Origin of the sequence: Apilactobacillus micheneri (assembly GCF_002993975.1) — a bacterium.
GTDB classification, from domain to species: domain Bacteria; phylum Bacillota; class Bacilli; order Lactobacillales; family Lactobacillaceae; genus Apilactobacillus; species Apilactobacillus micheneri.
Genome location: NZ_POSO01000001.1, coordinates 159,541 through 177,111 on the forward strand (window position 1 = coordinate 159,541; position 17,571 = coordinate 177,111).

At 31.6% G+C, this 17,571-nt stretch carries 13 protein-coding genes, 2 pseudogenes and 1 riboswitch; of the genes and pseudogenes, 6 read left to right on the plus strand and 9 right to left on the minus strand.

Annotated features, from left to right (window positions below; genetic code table 11):
- Window position 1 precedes the first annotated feature (1 nt).
- Genes dapB through lysA form a run of 5 tightly spaced genes read right to left on the minus strand, consistent with a single transcriptional unit; the run spans window position 2 to window position 4,873 of the window.
- Entirely contained in the window at window positions 2-778 is a 777-nt protein-coding gene (dapB, locus tag C7N41_RS00870) for a 4-hydroxy-tetrahydrodipicolinate reductase (protein WP_105963854.1), read from the minus strand.
- Window positions 775-1,689: a 4-hydroxy-tetrahydrodipicolinate synthase gene (gene dapA, locus C7N41_RS00875; RefSeq protein ID WP_105963855.1), complete on the minus strand. Its 915-nt coding sequence runs from the start codon at window positions 1,687-1,689 to the stop codon at window positions 775-777. Before dapA ends, dapB begins: the two co-directional genes overlap by 4 nt.
- 9 nt (window positions 1,690-1,698) lie before the next feature.
- Window positions 1,699-2,841 carry an N-acetyldiaminopimelate deacetylase gene (locus C7N41_RS00880; RefSeq protein ID WP_105963856.1) on the minus strand — a complete coding sequence of 381 codons (1,143 nt, stop codon included), beginning with the start codon at window positions 2,839-2,841 and terminating at the stop codon, window positions 1,699-1,701.
- Window positions 2,842-2,846: 5 nt separating this feature from the next.
- Complete coding sequence (dapD, locus tag C7N41_RS00885; protein WP_105963857.1) at window positions 2,847-3,551, minus strand: 2,3,4,5-tetrahydropyridine-2,6-dicarboxylate N-acetyltransferase; 705 nt, start codon at window positions 3,549-3,551, stop codon at window positions 2,847-2,849.
- Window positions 3,552-3,565: 14 nt separating this feature from the next.
- Window positions 3,566-4,873 (minus strand): diaminopimelate decarboxylase, encoded by a 1,308-nt coding sequence (lysA, locus tag C7N41_RS00890; protein WP_105963858.1) that lies wholly within the window; start codon window positions 4,871-4,873, stop codon window positions 3,566-3,568.
- Window positions 4,874-5,006: 133 nt separating this feature from the next.
- Window positions 5,007-5,192: riboswitch (Lysine riboswitch) on the minus strand.
- Window positions 5,193-5,376: 184 nt separating this feature from the next.
- On the opposite strand from lysA, the pseudogene C7N41_RS00900 reads away from it, so the two are divergent.
- From C7N41_RS00900 to C7N41_RS00910, 3 genes and pseudogenes are all read left to right on the plus strand, one after another.
- Window positions 5,377-6,734, plus strand: a pseudogene (locus C7N41_RS00900) (aspartate kinase).
- Window positions 6,735-6,746: 12 nt separating this feature from the next.
- Entirely contained in the window at window positions 6,747-7,721 is a 975-nt protein-coding gene (gene dapF, locus C7N41_RS00905; protein WP_105963860.1) for a diaminopimelate epimerase, read from the plus strand.
- A 95-nt stretch (window positions 7,722-7,816) separates the two neighbouring features.
- Window positions 7,817-9,223 carry an MFS transporter gene (locus C7N41_RS00910; protein WP_105963861.1) on the plus strand — a complete coding sequence of 469 codons (1,407 nt, stop codon included), beginning with the start codon at window positions 7,817-7,819 and terminating at the stop codon, window positions 9,221-9,223.
- Between the two features lie 42 nt (window positions 9,224-9,265).
- Here the strand turns inward: C7N41_RS00910 and ppcA are convergent, their stop codons facing one another.
- Both ppcA and C7N41_RS00920 read right to left on the minus strand, forming a co-directional pair.
- The gene (gene ppcA / locus C7N41_RS00915; protein WP_105963862.1) at window positions 9,266-10,777 is read right to left on the minus strand and encodes a phosphoenolpyruvate carboxylase; all 1,512 of its coding nucleotides are present in this window, start codon (window positions 10,775-10,777) and stop codon (window positions 9,266-9,268) included.
- 20 nt (window positions 10,778-10,797) lie between these two features.
- Window positions 10,798-11,972: pseudogene (locus C7N41_RS00920) on the minus strand (aminotransferase class I/II-fold pyridoxal phosphate-dependent enzyme).
- Window positions 11,973-12,316: 344 nt separating this feature from the next.
- On the opposite strand from C7N41_RS00920, the gene C7N41_RS00925 reads away from it, so the two are divergent.
- The 3 genes from C7N41_RS00925 to C7N41_RS00935 all read left to right on the plus strand — a co-directional run bounded on the left by C7N41_RS00925 (window position 12,317) and on the right by C7N41_RS00935 (window position 15,040).
- The gene (locus C7N41_RS00925) at window positions 12,317-13,003 is read left to right on the plus strand and encodes a VIT1/CCC1 transporter family protein (RefSeq protein WP_105963863.1); all 687 of its coding nucleotides are present in this window, start codon (window positions 12,317-12,319) and stop codon (window positions 13,001-13,003) included.
- Between the two features lie 15 nt (window positions 13,004-13,018).
- Entirely contained in the window at window positions 13,019-13,705 is a 687-nt protein-coding gene (locus C7N41_RS00930; protein ID WP_105963864.1) for a VIT1/CCC1 transporter family protein, read from the plus strand.
- A 78-nt stretch (window positions 13,706-13,783) separates the two neighbouring features.
- Window positions 13,784-15,040 carry a M20/M25/M40 family metallo-hydrolase gene (locus C7N41_RS00935; protein ID WP_105963865.1) on the plus strand — a complete coding sequence of 419 codons (1,257 nt, stop codon included), beginning with the start codon at window positions 13,784-13,786 and terminating at the stop codon, window positions 15,038-15,040.
- A gap of 41 nt (window positions 15,041-15,081) precedes the next feature.
- Here C7N41_RS00935 and C7N41_RS00940 read toward each other — a convergent pair whose 3' ends face one another.
- Window positions 15,082-15,570 (minus strand): hypothetical protein, encoded by a 489-nt coding sequence (locus C7N41_RS00940; RefSeq protein ID WP_105963866.1) that lies wholly within the window; start codon window positions 15,568-15,570, stop codon window positions 15,082-15,084.
- Window positions 15,571-15,635: 65 nt separating this feature from the next.
- Window positions 15,636-17,567, minus strand: coding sequence for a S9 family peptidase (locus C7N41_RS00945; RefSeq protein WP_105963867.1), 1,932 nt, complete (start codon window positions 17,565-17,567; stop codon window positions 15,636-15,638).
- Window positions 17,568-17,571: the final 4 nt, after the last annotated feature.

Here is a 17,571-nt window from a genome sequence, read left to right on the forward strand (position 1 = left end):
TCTATAGAATATTTTCTAGTCCAATTACTAAGTGGTCTAAGTCACTAACTTTTTGAATTGCAACTTTAACCCCTTTCATAAATGAACCGCGATCAAATGAATCTTGACGAAGAGTTAAGGCTTCGCCAGCCCCACCAAATAAGACTTGTTCATGGGCAACATATCCTGGCAAACGCACTGCATGAACATGCACACCATCATATGTACCACCACGTGAACCAGATAAATTATCTTTAGTTTCGTCATCACTAACTGCACTATTATCACGATTTTGACCAATAATTTTGGCTGTATTTAAAGCAGTTCCCGATGGTGCATCTTTTTTGTCTTGGTGGTGCATTTCAATTACTTCAGCATCAGGAAAGTATTTAGCAGCTTCACCAGCAAATTTCATTAATAGAACCGCTGATAAGCCAAAATTAGGTGCAATAATACCACCGACCTGTTTATCCTTGGATAAGCTAATTAGTTCTTTTTGGTGTTCATCACTCATTCCACTAGTACCAATTACTGGATGGATGTTATGTTCAATAGCAAATTTAGTATTTTCATAAACCGCATCAGGTTGAGTAAAGTCTACCCAAACATCGAAATTATCAGTAATTTGATTTAATGAATTATAAATATTAACTTCATTGGACAAATTATATTTAGCATGATCTTCAGTACAATGTGGTGCATAAACACCACTCAACTGCATATCATCATTATTATTTATTAAATTAATTGCTTTTTGTCCCATTGATCCAGTAAAACCAGCTAATAAAATTTTAATCATAGTTTTAACTCCTTTGGTAAAGAATTTAATAATGCATCATGACTTAAGCCTAAATCATCGGCTAAATGTTGTTTTTCTTCATTATTTAATGAAAGAATTGGTAAACGACAAGCACCCACTTGATATCCTTGCGCACTCATAACTGCTTTTACAGGTGATGGTGATGGATACATAAACAATGCTGACATCTTTGGCGTTAATTTTCTTTGCATCGCACCAGCAGCTTTATAATTACCAGAATCTAAATCATCATACATTTCACGCATTGCATTTCCATAAATATGAGATGCAACTGAAATAACTCCATTTGCACCAATTGACTTAGCAAATAATGCTTGTGCATCTTCACCGGTATAGATATTGAAATTATCATCAGTATGTTCAACTAGATATTCCAAATCTTCCATTGAAGTACATTGTTTTACTCCCACAATGTTTTCATTGTGAGACAATTCAATCACTGTTTCATTACTCATAGTGACACCAGTTCTACCAGGAATATTATAAATAATAATTGGTACATTAGATTGCTTAGCAACTTCTTCAAAATGAGCCTTCATACAACGCTGATTAGGTTTATTATAATAAGGAACAACTACTAAAGCGGCATCAATACCATTAATCATACTAACTTCCTTAGTAAAATCGATGGTTTCTTGAGTGTTATTACTACCAGTTCCCGCAATAATTGAACCGCGACCGTCAACAATGTCAACAAAGCGACGATATAGTTCAATTTTCTCGTCATGAGTTAATGTAGGAGTTTCTCCAGTAGTACCACCAATAACAAATCCTCGACTACCTGTATTTAAACAATGATCAGTAATTGATTTTAAGGTATCAAAATCAATTTTGCCGTCATTATCAAAGGGCGTAATAATTGCCGTCATTAAATCTACATTTTCAAACATAATTATCACCTATTCTTTCATTCGATTTTCTAAGAAACTAGTAATTGCATTAACCCCTTTATCAATCGCACTTTCATCAGGAGTTAAAGTGGCTGTATGCAATGATGAATCATCACCCACTCCGAGCCAAAACATCGTTCCTGGAATCTGAGATAATAAGTAACCAAAATCTTCTCCAGTCATCGCTGGCTTGGTTTCAATAAAATCAACATCTGAATTATTTTTCATAAAATGAATAAAGTCTTTAGTTAATGCTGAATTATTTTCCACTGGATAATAACCACCTTGATTTAACTCTAAATCAACTTTACAGTTATAGCTCAATTCAATGCCATGACAAATATCTTTTAATCTTTGATCAATTAATTCAATCATTGATTGGGTTAATCCTCGAATAGTGCCTTCAATTCTGGCATGGCCAGCAATTACATTTCGAATAGTTCCAGCCTCAATTTTTCCCAAAGTGATAACTCCGCTTTGAATGGGATCAATGCTCCGAGAAATAATGGTTTGCACTTGATTAATTAATTGAGCGGCTGCTACTACCATGTCATTAGCATTTTGAGGATAAGCAGCATGACCACCCTTACCAGTTAAATCAATATTAATTTCAGTAGTACCAGCAAATAAAGTCCCCATTCGACATCCGATAGATCCAGCCGGTAAGCTAGGATTGTCATGTAAGCCATAAAATTCATCAATCTTGAATGTTCCGCTAAATGCATTCGCTTCATATGCTAAACGGCCACCACTTTCACTTTCTTCAGCTGGTTGAAAGAAAAATACTAAATTATCTTTAGGCTGATGTTCAGTAAAATAATGTAAAATACCTAAAGCAACCGTCATATGTACATCATGTCCACAGGCATGCATAATACCTGGATGAGTTGATGAAAATGGCAAATTAGTTTTTTCTTCTATTGGTAATGCATCAATATCAGTTCGATAACCAATAGTTCGTTTAGGATTACTCCCCTGAATTCTTACCAAAATAGCAGTAGGTAAAGCTTCGATGCCACTAATAGTTACATTTTCTTGATTAAAACTTCCTATTATATGCAATAAATAATCGTGAGTTTGATTTTCATGTAATGCTAATTCAGGAATCTGATGCAAATGACGCCTAATATCGATTAAATTAATTTCAGCCATTTAAATCACAACTTTCTTAAATCATCTTCAAGACTAGTTTTAGATTGAGTTTTAGCATCAACGTCTTTAATTTTACGAGCTGGAGTACCAGCAACCATTGTATATGGAGCAACGTCTGAAGTAACAATTGCACCAGCTGCTACAACTGCACCTTTCCCAACATGGACACCTTCAATAACTACTGCATTAGCACCAATTAAAACATCATCATCTATTTGAACTGGCTTAGCTGATGCTGGTTCAATTACCCCAGCCAATACAGCACCGGCACCAATATGAGAATGGTTACCAACAAGGGCACGTCCCCCCATTACAACTCCCATATCAATCATGGAACCTTCACCAATTTCACAACCAATATTTATAATTGCTCCCATCATAACGACTGCATTATCAGCAATCTTTACTTGATCACGAATAACTGCACCCGGTTCGATTCGTGCATTTACATTCTTTAAGTCTAATAAAGGCACTGCGGAATTGCGGGCATTATTTTCAATTTCATAATCTTCAATCAAAGCAGATTTAAGCAATGGCTCTACATCTTTCCAATCACCAAAAATGGTAGCTGTGTGTTGTTCTTTAAAAACTTTAATTGAATTTGGAAAATCAATTTTGTCCATTTGGCCACTAATATAAACTTTAACTGGAGTTTTCTTTTCTGCATTTCCAATATAATTAATAATTTCGTGTGCATCTAAATTTGCCATTTTTATGTCTCCTTTTATTTCAATTGATTATCTAGCGCATATAAATCTGTATAATTTTGACGTCGAGTGACTAATTGTGCTTTACCATTTTCAACAAAAACAATTGCTGGTTTAGGATTCAAATTATAATTAGATGCCATGGAATAACCATAAGCACCAGTATCCAACATTACAATTACATCCCCTGGTTTTGTTGATGGTAATGGTTGATCTTTAATTAAAACATCCCCTGATTCACAATACTTACCAACCAGATGAACATTTTCAATTGCACTACGTAATGGATGATCAGCCATTACTGCTTCATATTTAGCGTCATACAACATTGGTCTAATGTTGTCACCCATACCACCATCAACTGAAACATATGATTTAATACCGGGAACATCTTTTCTAGAACCAATGCGATATAGATTATATCCGGCATTTCCAACAATTGAACGCCCTGGTTCAATCCAAATAGCTGGCATCTTTAAACCCTCAGCTTTAGTTCTATCCTTAACAGTCTCAACAATCTTTTGAACGAAAGCTTCTGGTTTTAATGGATCATCTGCATCTGTATATTGAATTCCAAAGCCACCACCAACATTAATCACTTGAGCTTCATATCCATATTCTTGTTTCCATTCAGCCGCTAAATCAACTAGCTTACTAGCAGCCATCTCAAAACCCTTTAATTCAAAAACTTGTGAACCAATATGTGCATGAATCCCCAATAAATGCATTGATTTATTGGCATGCACAATTTCAAAAGCTTTTTTAGCTTCGCCAGATTCTAAATCAAAACCAAATTTACTATCAGTTTGACCAGTTTGAATAAATTCATGTGTATGTGCTGAAATGCCAGGTGTAATTCTTAACATGACATCGCAATTAGTGTTAATATCAGTCAACAATTGATTTAATAAGTTAATTTCATGAAAATTATCTAACATGATTACGCCGACATGATTTTCCAAAGCCATTCTTAATTCATCTTTAGATTTATTGTTACCATGAAAACTAATTCTGCTTGCTGGAAAACCTGCATGTAATGCCGTTGCTAATTCTCCACCTGAAACTACGTCAATATGGCCTTGTTCTTGATTAACTAATTGATACATTGCTGTATTTGCAAAAGCCTTACTGGCATAACAAACAGCATAATCAGTATTACTTTGTTCAAAAACAGCCTTAAATTTTCTAAATTGTGATCTAATCTTTCCATTGTCATATACAACTAGTGGAGTCCCAAATTGATTTGCTAAATCAATGGCATCACACCCACCAATTTCTAAATGACCTGCTTCATTAATATTTTGCTTTGTTATTTGTTTCGTCATAATAAACATGCCCTTCTATCGAATGTATTCGTTCGATTTCGGCCAATTGAAAACAAAAAGGATTCCTTTGCATGAATGTGGTTACACTCGTACAAAAGAATCCAAATTTAATGTTCTTCTCATTTTCGGTTTCAATTGTCGAAAGCGCTCCACAAGAAATATTTTCTTGTGACAGTCCATGATCTATTAAATCATGTCCCAGCAAATAACTACCCACAAGTAATCTTTGCTTCGGCAACCTTGCCTTTCAACAAACTTTAAAAATCATTGTAGTGACTGAGTTTATCTAATATTCTCGGTTGCGACCTCTTCGATTAGTTACATAATAAAACTATTTACCTACTTAAGTCAACTACTTTTTCTAACATATTTTTTTATATTTTTTATTTACTATATATACATTTTAAAAATGCATCCATCAAATAAATATGCTGCTTGTCTAATTTTATTTTAATGTTAGAATGCAAATTAATTAGAAAGATTAAATTGTGAGATGATATTAGATGACAAAGTTAATAAAATTTGGTGGCAGTTCACTAGCTAATGGTGATCAATATAAAAAAGTAATTAATATAATCAAAAAAGATAAAACACGACAAATCATCGTCTTATCAGCTCCTGGTAAAAGATTTGATGATGATATTAAAGTAACCGATTTATTAATTCAATATGCAAAAGCTGTGATTAATAAACAAGATTATAAAGATATCTTAAATAATATTATTGGACGATATAAAGATATTGCTGATACATATGATATTAGTGATGATGAATTTGCTCCAATTGTAAGTATTTTTAATAATCTACCTAAACAAAAATATCCTAATAACGAATATTTATTGGCGGCTTTTAAAGCACACGGTGAAAGAATGAATGCTAAATTAATGTCAATTGTGCTAAATCACTTAAACATTAAAGCTAAGTTCGTGGATCCTAAAGAATTGGGAATTGTTGTTTCCAAAGATGATCCTAATGCTGCCGATGTGCTCAAAGAAACATATGAAAATTTGGGGCACTTTGGTTATGGTAATGAAAAATTAGTTATTCCTGGTTTCTTTGGATATACAAAAGATGGAAATATGGCAACTTTTGCACGTGGTGGTTCAGATATCACTGGATCCATTATTGCAAATGGATTAAACATCCCTATGTATGAAAATTTTACTGATGTTAGTTCAATTTATTCCGCTAATCCAAAAATTATCAATCACCCTGCTCCAATTAAAAAGATGACTTATCGTGAAATGCGTGAACTTGCATATGCTGGTTTTTCTGTTTTTAATGATGAAGCTATTATCCTGCAATTAAGGGGAATGTAACCATTAACGTTAAAAATACTAATATGCCAGATGAACCTGGAACATTAATTGTGCCAGAAGGTTCATTTCAACCTGAGCATCCTATTACCGGAGTGTCATCATCGAAACATTTTTCAGCACTTTATTTACACAAATACTTGCTAAATAAAGAAGTTGGAATAACTTTAAAATTATTGCAAATTTTTCAAAAATATAATATTTCATACGAACATATGCCATCTGGAATCGATGACTTAACCGTTATTTTTAATAAAGAAAGTTTAGACAAAATTACAATTAAAAGCTTATGTAAAGAAATTCAAGAAAGTATCAAACCTGATAAATTAAATTGGATTGACGATTATGCTATTATCATGGTGGTTGGTGAAGGTATGCGTGATGCTGCAACTACTATTAGTGACATTATTGATCCAATCACTAATGAAAACATCCCTATCCACATGATTAACCAAGGTGCTTCTCAAATTTCTATCATGATTGGGACTAGAGAAGCTAATGCTAATCAAGCTGTTAAAAGTATCTACAATGAATTCTTTGAATAAGGAGTAATTAATATGATTAATTTGTTTTATGTCCATGGTTCTGAAAACCATTTTTATATTTTAGATCAAACATTACTCAATAATAAGCTTAATGATAATGAACTAATAAAACTAACAAGATTAATAACTAGTACAGATAATGATTTACATCCGGCAGATGGTTTATTAGTGGTTGATGAATCAAGTCATCAAGATGCTTTAGCTCAAATGAGAGTAATCAATGCTGATGGTAGTGAAGCCTCAATGTGTGGTAATGGCTTAAGATGTGTAGCTAGATATTTAGCTAATAAATACCATAAAGATAGCTTTAAAGTAGAAACTAAATCAGCTGATTTGCTAGTAAACCGACATGCAGACTTAGCGCATAATGTTGCTGCTTTTAGTGTCGAAATATCACCGGTTTATTTTGATGGTAAATATTTTCCATTTCAAAATTTAAATACTACTAGCATTTTAAACACTGCATTACCACAATTAAGTGACCATTTAAGATTTACTGCAATTGCAGTTCCTAATCCACACCTAATTAGTTTTGTAGAAAATGATCATGATTTAAATGAAACTTTAGGAGCAATTGGTAAAAAATTGAATGACCCTAACCCTTATTTTACTGATGGTGTTAATGTCAATTTTGCTAAAATATTAAGTCGCAATAAGTTATTTGTACATACTTATGAGCGTGGTGTCGGTTTTACAAATGCTTGTGGAACTGGAATGTCAGCAACTTCATTAGCGTTTGCAATTAATTTCCCTAATTTAGTAAATACAAAAGAACCTATTGATGTATATAATCCTGGTGGAATGGTACAAACTAAAGTTCATAACACGCCTAATAGCCAGTGGATTGAACTAATTGGTAATGCCACTTTTGTTGGAAAATTATCAATTTCAGAAGAAAATTTACATGCTGCTAAAATTGATAATATTAACTTTACCGATACTGGTGAAGAATTAGATTATCAAAAATTTGTTGATTCAATCAAATAAAAAAAGGCATTCACTCAAAGTGGATGCCTTTTTAGTTAATGCAACTACATTTTATCTGATACAATATTAAATAAATAACTTAAGGGAGTGAAAATATGAAGCATAAACAGATGCTTATTATTTTATCCGTAGCAATTGTTTCATTTTTAGGAACTGTGGATATGAGTATTGTAAACACCGCATTACCGCAAATTTCTAAAGATTTGAACGTGCCAATGAATCAAGCAGAATGGATTTCATCAGCATACTTAGTTCTAATATGTATGTCATTGATTCTTTTTGGTAAACTTGGTGACCAATTAAGTAAGGCTAAAATTTTTCAACTTGGAACTTTAGTTTTTACAATTAGTTCATTAGCTTGTGGAATTAGTATGAACCTAGTTGTCTTGTTAATTGCTCGTTGTCTACAAGGATTAGGTGCCTCCATGACTATGGCAACCAATTTAGGTATTATTACTGAATCAGTGCCATTTAGTTCACGTGGTAAAGCATTAGGTATTAATACCACAATTGGCCAATTAGGATACATCGCTGGTCCGGCAGTGGCTGGAATCATCTTGTCAGTGGCTAGTTGGAACTGGATCTTTTTATTCAATGTACCAATTGGAATTGCAGCTTTTATCTTTGGTGAATTTGTTTATAGTAAACCTGATAAAAGTAAACCTAAACTTAAATTAAATATTGATTATTTAGGTTTTATAACATTAGCACTGGCTATTGGTCTATTCTTTGTGGCAATTTTCACCGGCCAAGAAATTGGTTTTAGTAATTTAGGAGTGATTATTGCATTCATTATTACTGCTATTTTAATTATTGGCTTTATCAGAATTGAGTTAAAAGTTTCAGAACCAATTTTAGATTTATCTTTATTTAAAAATCCTGGTTTTACAATCAGTATTATTTCTTTAATGTTCATGTATATTATTATTTACTTTAATAACGTGTTATTGCCATTTTATATTCAAGATAATCTGAAATTCTCACCTTCACAAACTGGTTTCATGATGAGTGTGCTACCAGTTGTAAATGTATTTACAGCTTATTTAGGTGGTGTGCTTTGTGATAAGTATGGTGCTGTTAAAATGTCATTTAGAGCATCCATTATCTTTGTGATTGCAGAAACCATCTTTGCAGTTGTTCAACCAACTTGGCCAATAGCAATGCTGTTATTTGGTTTTATGGTATTTGCTACAGCTAATGGATTATTCCAAAATAATCCAATGGTAATGGAAAACGCCAGCAAGGAACAACAAGGTGTTGCCGGATCAGTTCTCGCATTAAGTCGTAATATCGGCTTTACCGTTGGATTATCTCTATCAACATCGTTGTTATATACTGGAATGAGTTTTAAAGCTAATCGCTCAATCACGACTTACCCATTTGGACATGATGATTGGTTCTTATTTGGAATGCATTTTACTTACTGGATAGCTGCTTTAATTATGATGGCAGTTACGATAATGCTAGTTTGGTTAATGCACCATCGTAAAAATGTAAAATAAAAGAGAAAACCACTACTAAAATTAATTAGTAGTGGTTTTTTATTAACCTAAGAAATGTCTTAACTTAGCCATTTTTTCAATTAAAATATTACGAACTTCTGCATCATCAATTCGAACTAAATCATTCGCTAATTTAGCATGTTCTACTTCATCTTCATTAGTTGGTCCGGCCGTAATTCCAAAGATATCTTGAATGGCATCAACATCTTCTTTTACGCCTTGCCAATTACTATTTTGTTTAATTAATGAATCTAAAGCATCTGTACTAAAGTATTTTAATACATGTTTAAAATCATTTTTAATATTTGGATAGTATTGAGTTAAAGTTTTAAATTCTGCTTTATCTAATTTTTTCAAAATACGACCAGTTCCAAGCACTTCTGGTGGCACTCCAACTGAATATAATGATCCGGTAAATGTAATTGCACGGGGCATTTTATAACCATCAACGTCACGAGAATATCCAATAATTCCAACGTGTTGGTGACGATCACGACGCTTTGGAAAGGCATCAAATACGGATTGTAAATCATTTATCAATGGGTCCAATGTTTTATGATATTCAGCTGCTGCTTTGTCAGCAACATCCAATAAAGTTTTTTGATCATCGTCATTAATAATCTTAAATGCATTATGTTGTAGTCCATCACGCAATTTAGCAATTGCTGGTTTAACGACTGATTCTAGTGGATAGTCATATCTAAATGCTGATTGAATGGTTGCTGTTTTCAATCCAGGAAATTCTTCTAGATAACGATCGACTAACTTAGGAGATAATCCACCTCTAAAAATAGTACTACCAGTACCAGCAATTGGATAAATATCAATTCCAGATTCAGTTGAAAATTCACCTAATTTGGTCAAAGCTAATTTATTTCCAATAATACTGTTTAAGAAACCATTTGATAGTGCTGAATCAGAACCAGCTAAAAATACACGCATATATTTTAAATCTTCACCAAAGTTTTTCTTATAAAGTTCTACATATTTTTGCAAAATTTTAGGTGCATTATATTGAGCTTCAAAGCTTTCGAATAATGGAATCATTCTTAAACGATCAGTATTTTTGTGACCATTACCAAATTCTTGGTCTTTAAAATGAGCTAAACTAGAAAATTTTTCTTCCATTTTTAATAATTGATCAGCAGTTCTAGCCATTGGTAAGATTGCTTCAAATAGTGGACGATTTTTAAAATTCAAATCATCAGCAAAATCCTCAGCTAACAAAATGGTTGTCATGGCCTGCATGAGACTATAACCTTTTTCCTCCCAAATATTAGGCAATCTAAAAGTAAGAAACTTGTCATTACCTAATGGATGTTGCTTAAAGTATTCATAATGTTCTGAATATAATCGATCAATTACTGAGGAATCAGCATATTTACCTTCCCAATCCCACATATATTCATCAGCATCCAAAACAGCATAATTTTGATATGCTTCATTAATTTCATTAAATGCTGAAACAAATGGTTCGCCATCCTTTTTAAAAAATGGAACGTTAGCGTTATCTGGGTGTTGAGTGCCCATAATGTTTGGTATTCTTCTATCCATAATATTTACCCCCAAATAATCTAGTTTAAATATGCTTTTAGTCTTTTTAGTGCTTCATTAATAGTTGCATCAGATGCGGCATAGGAAAATCTAATATGCCCTTCACCACCAGGTCCAAACGCACTTCCTGGAATTACACCAACTTTAGCTTTTTGAGCTAAATCTAATGCAAATGCTTCATCATCTTGACCAAATTGTTCTGGAATTTTGGCAAACATATAAAAAGCACCTTTAGGTTGTGGCATATCAAAACCTAATTCAGTTAATCCCTTTTGCAAATGTCACGACGTTTTTGATAAATTTTGGTCATTTCAACTGGATCTTGCATTCCATTTTTTAACGCCTCTGCTGCTGCAATTTGTGCAGAATTAGTAGTGGCTGTAACTAAAAATGCATGCACCATTGATAACTTCTTAATAATTGGACTAGGACCACAAATATAACCCACTCGATAGCCTGTCATAGCATGTGATTTTGATAATCCACTAATATATAGCGTTTGTTCTGGTAACATTTCAGCAATCGAATAGTGTTTTACATTATAAGTAATATCGCTATAAATTTCATCAGAAACAACAAATAATTTACGTTCTTTAATAACATTAGCTAATTTTTGTAAATCATCCTTTGAATATTCCACTCCAGTTGGATTACCAGGATAGTTTAATAAAACGGCTTTGACTGATGAGCCTTCTTTATCTAATGTTTCTTTTAATTTTTCTGGACTTAAAACAAAGTCATTGTCAGAAGTATCCACTTTAATAGGAGTTGCTCCTAAAATCTTAATAATAGGAAAATACAAAGCAAATGTTGGCGTAGGAACAATTACTTTATCACCCTTATTTAAAATAGTTTGAAAAGCTGCATAAATTGCTTCAGTAGCTCCTACAGTGACAACAACTTCAGATTCAGCATCATAATTTAAATTATGCATTTTATTTAAATAATTAGAAATTGCATCTCTTAATTCTGGCTTACCAGTTTGAGTGGCATAATGAGAATCATTATTCATGATGCTATCGGCACCCGCTTTTTTAACATGTTCAGGAGTATTTAAATCAGGTTCTCCAATTGTTAATTTAATAATTCCATCAATATTAGAAATCTTTTTATCAAAACTTCTAATTCCAGAAGGCGCTAATGAATCTAAACTTTTATTGTATACATTGTTTAATGATGAAGCTAATTTTGGCATTACTTTTCCCCCTAAATTAACAAAAAGAGACCCTTGTTTTTTGCATAAAAACAACGGGTCTCTTTTCAAATAACAATTCACATTTTAATGTTAATAAAATCATAGTATAACTTATTAATAAAATCAACATTGTTTTATAACCATATTATCATCAACAATTTAGTTTTCATTATTATGCCTTATTGTATGGGGATTTTAACTAATTTCACACTTCTTTTTCGGTTTGCCTAACTTTTTCTTTCAATATACAATATTTTATAAAGGCTTTACAAGATTGTAATTTAATAATATAGTTATAATTGTTATCAATTAATAATCATTATAAACTAAAGGGTGAATATTTAATGAAAAATAAAAAAAGTTTAGCTCAAAAAATAAACGTTATTAGAGCTAGTGTGATGGGTTCTAATGATGGCATCCTTTCAGTCGCTGGAATTGTCATCGGAGTTGCTGGAGCAACTACTAATACTTTTTCAATTTTCATTTCAGGAATTGCTGGAATGATTGCTGGAACTGTTTCAATGGCAATGGGTGAATATGTATCTGTTAATACCGAAAGTGATTCTCAAAAACGAGCTGTTATGAACGAAAAATATGCTTTAAAAAATAACTATGATGAGGAATTTAATTTCGTCAAGAATAAGTACATGCAAAGTGGTATTTCTGAAGCACTATCTAATAAAGCAACTAAAGAAATGATGAACAAAGATTCTTTAGTTACAACTGTTCGTGAAAAATATGGCTTTGTTGTTAACAATTTTACTAGTCCATATGATGCAGCTATTGCATCAATGATTTCATTTCCAATTGGATCCATACTACCATTGTTAGCTATTTCATTATTTCCATCAGGAATAAATATTATTGCTACCTTTATTGCGGTAATCATTGCTCTTGCAATTACTGGTTATATTGCAGCTATTCTAAGTCATGCTAATAAAATTAGGTCAATGATCAGAAATGTTACATCTGGAATGTTAACAATGATTGTTACATATTTGATTGGTTTATTAGTCGGAATGTTTAGTTAATAGGAGTAATTTAATATGAAAAATAAAAAACAAACTATGAACGAAAAGTTAAACACCCTAAGAGCTGGTGTTTTAGGATCAAATGATGGAATCTTAACAGTTGTTGGAGTTTTATTCTCAGTGGCTGTTGCTACCCCCAATATATTTACTATTTTTATTGCTGGTCTTTCTGACTTGTTAGCATGTGCTTTTTCAATGGCTTCTGGTGAATATGCGTCAGTTAGTTCGCAAAGAGATGCTGAAAGTGCTGCTGTAAAAGTTGAACAAAAATTATTAGAAGAAGATATCGATAGTGAGATCAATGATGTTAAACAATACTATCTAAAAAGAGGTATTAGTGACGAAACATCTACTGAAATTGCTAAAGAATTAATTGCTAAAAAACCATTAGATACGGTAGTTAATACCAAATATGGTATCCAATTAGGTCATTACATGAGTCCATGGAATGCCGCTTTTTCGTCACTAATTTCTGCAGCTTTAGGTGGTATTTTCCCATTACTAGCTATGAGTCTAACTAGTGGTATTTATCGTTGGCCATCCACAATTGCCGCTGTAATCTTATCAGTCGCTATCACCGGTTATTTAAGTGCCAAGTTAGGGAACGGATTAGTTAAAACTGCTATTATTCGTAATATAATTATCGGTATTTTAACTATGGCTATTCACTTTGCACTTGGAAAATTAATGAATCAATTTTAATTAAAATCTAATATTGATTTTTTAGTTATTATCCCATAGAATTATTCTAATCATTATATGATTTTAGGAGGATGTTCTATGGAGAAAGTCGAAAAGATTCAAATTTTAAAGAACATTGTAAACATGCCCACTGTTGATGATAATGAAAATGATGTTGCAAAATATCTATCAGATACATTCCAAAAACACGGCATTAATAGCAAACTAATCATGCAATATCATGGTCGTAGTAATTTAATCGTTGAAATTGGTAATGGCGAACATCCTAAATTAGGCTTAAGTGGTCATTTAGATACTGTTCACCAAGGAGACGAACGCACTTGGCTATCAGATCCATTCAAAGCCAATATTAAGAATGGTCGCTTATATGGTCGTGGTGCTTCTGATATGAAATCAGGAATTGCACAAATGGTTATTTCAATGATTGAATTATATGAATCATCCTCTAAAATTAACGGTACCATTAGATTTATTGCCACTATTGGTGAAGAATTAAGCGCTGCTGGTGCAAAGTATTTAACTGATAAAGGCTTCGCTGATGATTTAGATGCAATGATTATTGCTGAACCTAGTGGTGTAAATCTTCATCGATTAAGAAAATATGTAAATAGTGATGGTGTAACTATTGCACCTGAAACACTAAAAGAATTGTTAAAAACATCATTCCTATCAGACGCTAATGAACAACACTTTATAGTAAGTGCTCATAAAGGATGGATGGCTTATCGAGTAACTGCCCATGGTAAAGCGGTTCACAGTTCAATGCCTCGGATGGGAATTAACGCTATTGATACTTTAATAAAATACTATTTAAAAGAAAAAGAATTTTATGCTGAATTAAAAGAATTAGATCCTGAATTAGGAAAAACTGTTTACTCCCCTGATATTTTTCGTGGTGGTAAACAAATTAATTCAGTTCCTGATTTAGCATATGAAATCGTTAAAGTTCGTACTATCCCACAAGTGGATAATGAAGAATTAACTAATCGCCTTCAATTTATGATCGATAAAATGAATACAGAACCAGGAATTGATTTAGAATTAACGATTGAGCATAGTGAAATGCCAGTAAAAAGTGATAACCACACTGGTTTAATTCAAATTTTACAGAATAATTCTAAAAACATTATGGATGAACCAATGCCTCTACCAAAAATTGGTGTTTCATTAGGTACTGATGCATCAGAATTTCGACGTCGTAATAAAGAAATGGATGTCATCATCTTAGGTCCTGGAAATACAACTGCGCATAGTCCTAATGAATATGTAGATATGCCTAGTTACTTCAATATGATTGATTTACTCGAAAAAACGATTAAAGATTTTATGAAATAAAAGAACCGCTAATCTAATTTATAGATTAGCGGTTCTTTTTATTATAACAAGGTAAAACCTTGGGCATATAATAATTCAAATAATAATTCAAATACATCCACAGCAATAAATATTCCAATCATTGTAAAGAAAGTTAATTTATTAGATTGTTGTTTTAATTTCAAGGTTTCCTTATCATACTGCCAAAGCTTTTTGATAAAATTAGTATTTTTAAATTCATTAATAATATAAATAGCTTCAATAACTATCAACGTTAAAATCATCCAATTGTTGGCAATTTGTGCATAAAAAATGCTTAAAATAAAAATTGTAAATATAATTGCAGTTAAACTATAACGAAGATTTAAACCAGTTGATTGTTTACCCTGATTATTAAATTTCGCAATTAATGCCTTATCATTCAATGAAGTTGTAATATTTTTATACACTTGCTTATTAAGTTTTCTAATTTTAGGATAAACTTCTAATAATCCAAACAATACCGCAGCTGCTAATACAAATAATAAAACAATATAAACCATAGTATTCATAAATGTCACTTCACTTTCATATGTAATTTCATTTACATTATTACACTAATTTTATAAATAAAAAACTAATTAAGATGCTTATTGAACCATTCATACACATCATTCATTCTTGTAACTCTTAAATTTGGCAAACCATTTCTTGAAAAGCCATGAAATGATTGAGGATATCTAATATAATCGCTTTCAACATTGTTACGCTTAATACCTTGAAATAAAGCTTCACTTTGATTAACGGGACAACGCATATCCCATTCACCATGCTGAATTCTAGTAGGAGTATGAATATTATTAACATATTTTAGTGGAGAATGATTCCAATAAAAATTAAGTCCATCTTTATCATACAAATCTACTCCTAATTCATTTTTTGAAAAACGTACCCCAATATCAGAAGTTCCATAAAATGAGTGCCAATCAGCAATAGGTCTTTGAACAATAGCCGCTTTGAATTTATCAGTATGTGAAATAATCCAACTAGACATGAATCCTCCATAAGATCCACCAGCTACAAAAAGATTATTCTGATCTAAATACTTAAATTTATTTAGCGCATAATCTAATCCAGTCATGATGTCTGAAAAATCTTCTTTTCCCACCCTACCGACGGATGCTTTTTCAAATGCTTGACCGTAACTACTAGAACCTCGCGGATTAATAAATAAAATTGCATATCCATGGTTAGCCAGGAATTGAAATTCATAGAAAAAGCTTTCACCATATGTTTCATGTGGCCCTCCATGGATATATAAAATAGTAGGATATTTATCTCTTTTTTGATTAGGTAATAATAACCAACCATTTATATTAAACAAGTTATCTTTAGAAATAGTAGAAAATTGATATGAACTACAGAATTCGTGATTCAAAGTAAACTGTTCATTGGGATCATATATCAATTTTTGAACATTGCTACAAAAATCAAAAATGATTAATTGATTGGGTACTTTTTGAGCAGAAACACTTAATAACAATTTTTTGTTATCTAATATACTAAAGTCATATATTTCTGTTTTATCATCATATATTTTTTGAATACTATTATTTTGGCCCAAATAAAGTTGACTTCGTCCATGATGCGTAGCATGAAAAATATATTGATGATTGTTTAACCACTTAATTCCTTGATTACTACGATTTTGTACAAAATCAGTTGCTAAACCACCATTATAACTAGGTTCTATATCACATAAAGTTTTAGTCAAATTAATTAATTTCTTTTCACTTACATTAAATAGATAAAGACTAAAAGTATTACTACTGCCGTAGTTATTATAATTTCCCACTAATAATATATTCTTGCCATCTGGAGAATATATTGCCTCATTAAAATTACCATCACTAGTAGTTATTAATTCTTTATTCATATTAACTAAGTTAATTTGGTAAATTTGCGAAATACTTTTTTCATTAGAAAAAACGCTTCTGCTAATTAAAATATTTGCGCCAACATCATCAACATCTAGAATTTTAAAATTTTGATATGTAGTTTTTAATAAATTTATTTTTCCTGTTTGAACATCTAATGCATATAAATAATAAAGTGTCTGATTATCTTTCCAACCAAAACCATCAGCACGATTATCTAGTTTATTTATATACCTGGTTTTAGGAAATTTGTTTACAGAAAATTTAGGAACGGTAAACATCTTTGTAGTCTTAAAAAATAATTTCTTTTTATTTTTAGAACTAGTCAAATTGCTTGCTGTATCACCAAAAGTAAGTTGCTTTTTGTAGTCACTGTTTAAAGACATTTTAATTAATTGCATTTTAGAATCAATATTAGCTAAATAATAAAGTGAATTGTCTATTTTAATTGGATTAATACTAAAATTTTCGTTAGTGCACTGTTCTACATTCAAGTCTGTTTTTAAGCGAAATATATTTGCAGTATATTCATTTTTAATTCTACTTATTCCATTTTTAACGAAAAATCCATCGCTATTTAATTGTGTTAATGAAAATAAATTGTAAATATCGTAAGAACTAATTTTTTGCATATAA

Bases quoted from the DNA above. Each gene is read 5' to 3' on its own strand.
- dapB (WP_105963854.1), bottom strand. From the start codon at position 778: ATGATTAAAATTTTATTAGCTGGTTTTACTGGATCAATGGGACAAAAA.
- dapA (WP_105963855.1), bottom strand. From the start codon at position 1,689: ATGTTTGAAAATGTAGATTTAATGACGGCAATTATTACGCCCTTTGAT.
- C7N41_RS00880 (WP_105963856.1), bottom strand. From the start codon at position 2,841: ATGGCTGAAATTAATTTAATCGATATTAGGCGTCATTTGCATCAGATT.
- dapD (WP_105963857.1), bottom strand. From the start codon at position 3,551: ATGGCAAATTTAGATGCACACGAAATTATTAATTATATTGGAAATGCA.
- lysA (WP_105963858.1), bottom strand. From the start codon at position 4,873: ATGACGAAACAAATAACAAAGCAAAATATTAATGAAGCAGGTCATTTA.
- dapF (WP_105963860.1), top strand. From the start codon at position 6,747: ATGATTAATTTGTTTTATGTCCATGGTTCTGAAAACCATTTTTATATT.
- C7N41_RS00910 (WP_105963861.1), top strand. From the start codon at position 7,817: ATGAAGCATAAACAGATGCTTATTATTTTATCCGTAGCAATTGTTTCA.
- ppcA (WP_105963862.1), bottom strand. From the start codon at position 10,777: ATGGATAGAAGAATACCAAACATTATGGGCACTCAACACCCAGATAAC.
- C7N41_RS00925 (WP_105963863.1), top strand. From the start codon at position 12,317: ATGAAAAATAAAAAAAGTTTAGCTCAAAAAATAAACGTTATTAGAGCT.
- C7N41_RS00930 (WP_105963864.1), top strand. From the start codon at position 13,019: ATGAAAAATAAAAAACAAACTATGAACGAAAAGTTAAACACCCTAAGA.
- C7N41_RS00935 (WP_105963865.1), top strand. From the start codon at position 13,784: ATGGAGAAAGTCGAAAAGATTCAAATTTTAAAGAACATTGTAAACATG.
- C7N41_RS00940 (WP_105963866.1), bottom strand. From the start codon at position 15,570: ATGAATACTATGGTTTATATTGTTTTATTATTTGTATTAGCAGCTGCG.
- C7N41_RS00945 (WP_105963867.1), bottom strand. From the start codon at position 17,567: ATGCAAAAAATTAGTTCTTACGATATTTACAATTTATTTTCATTAACA.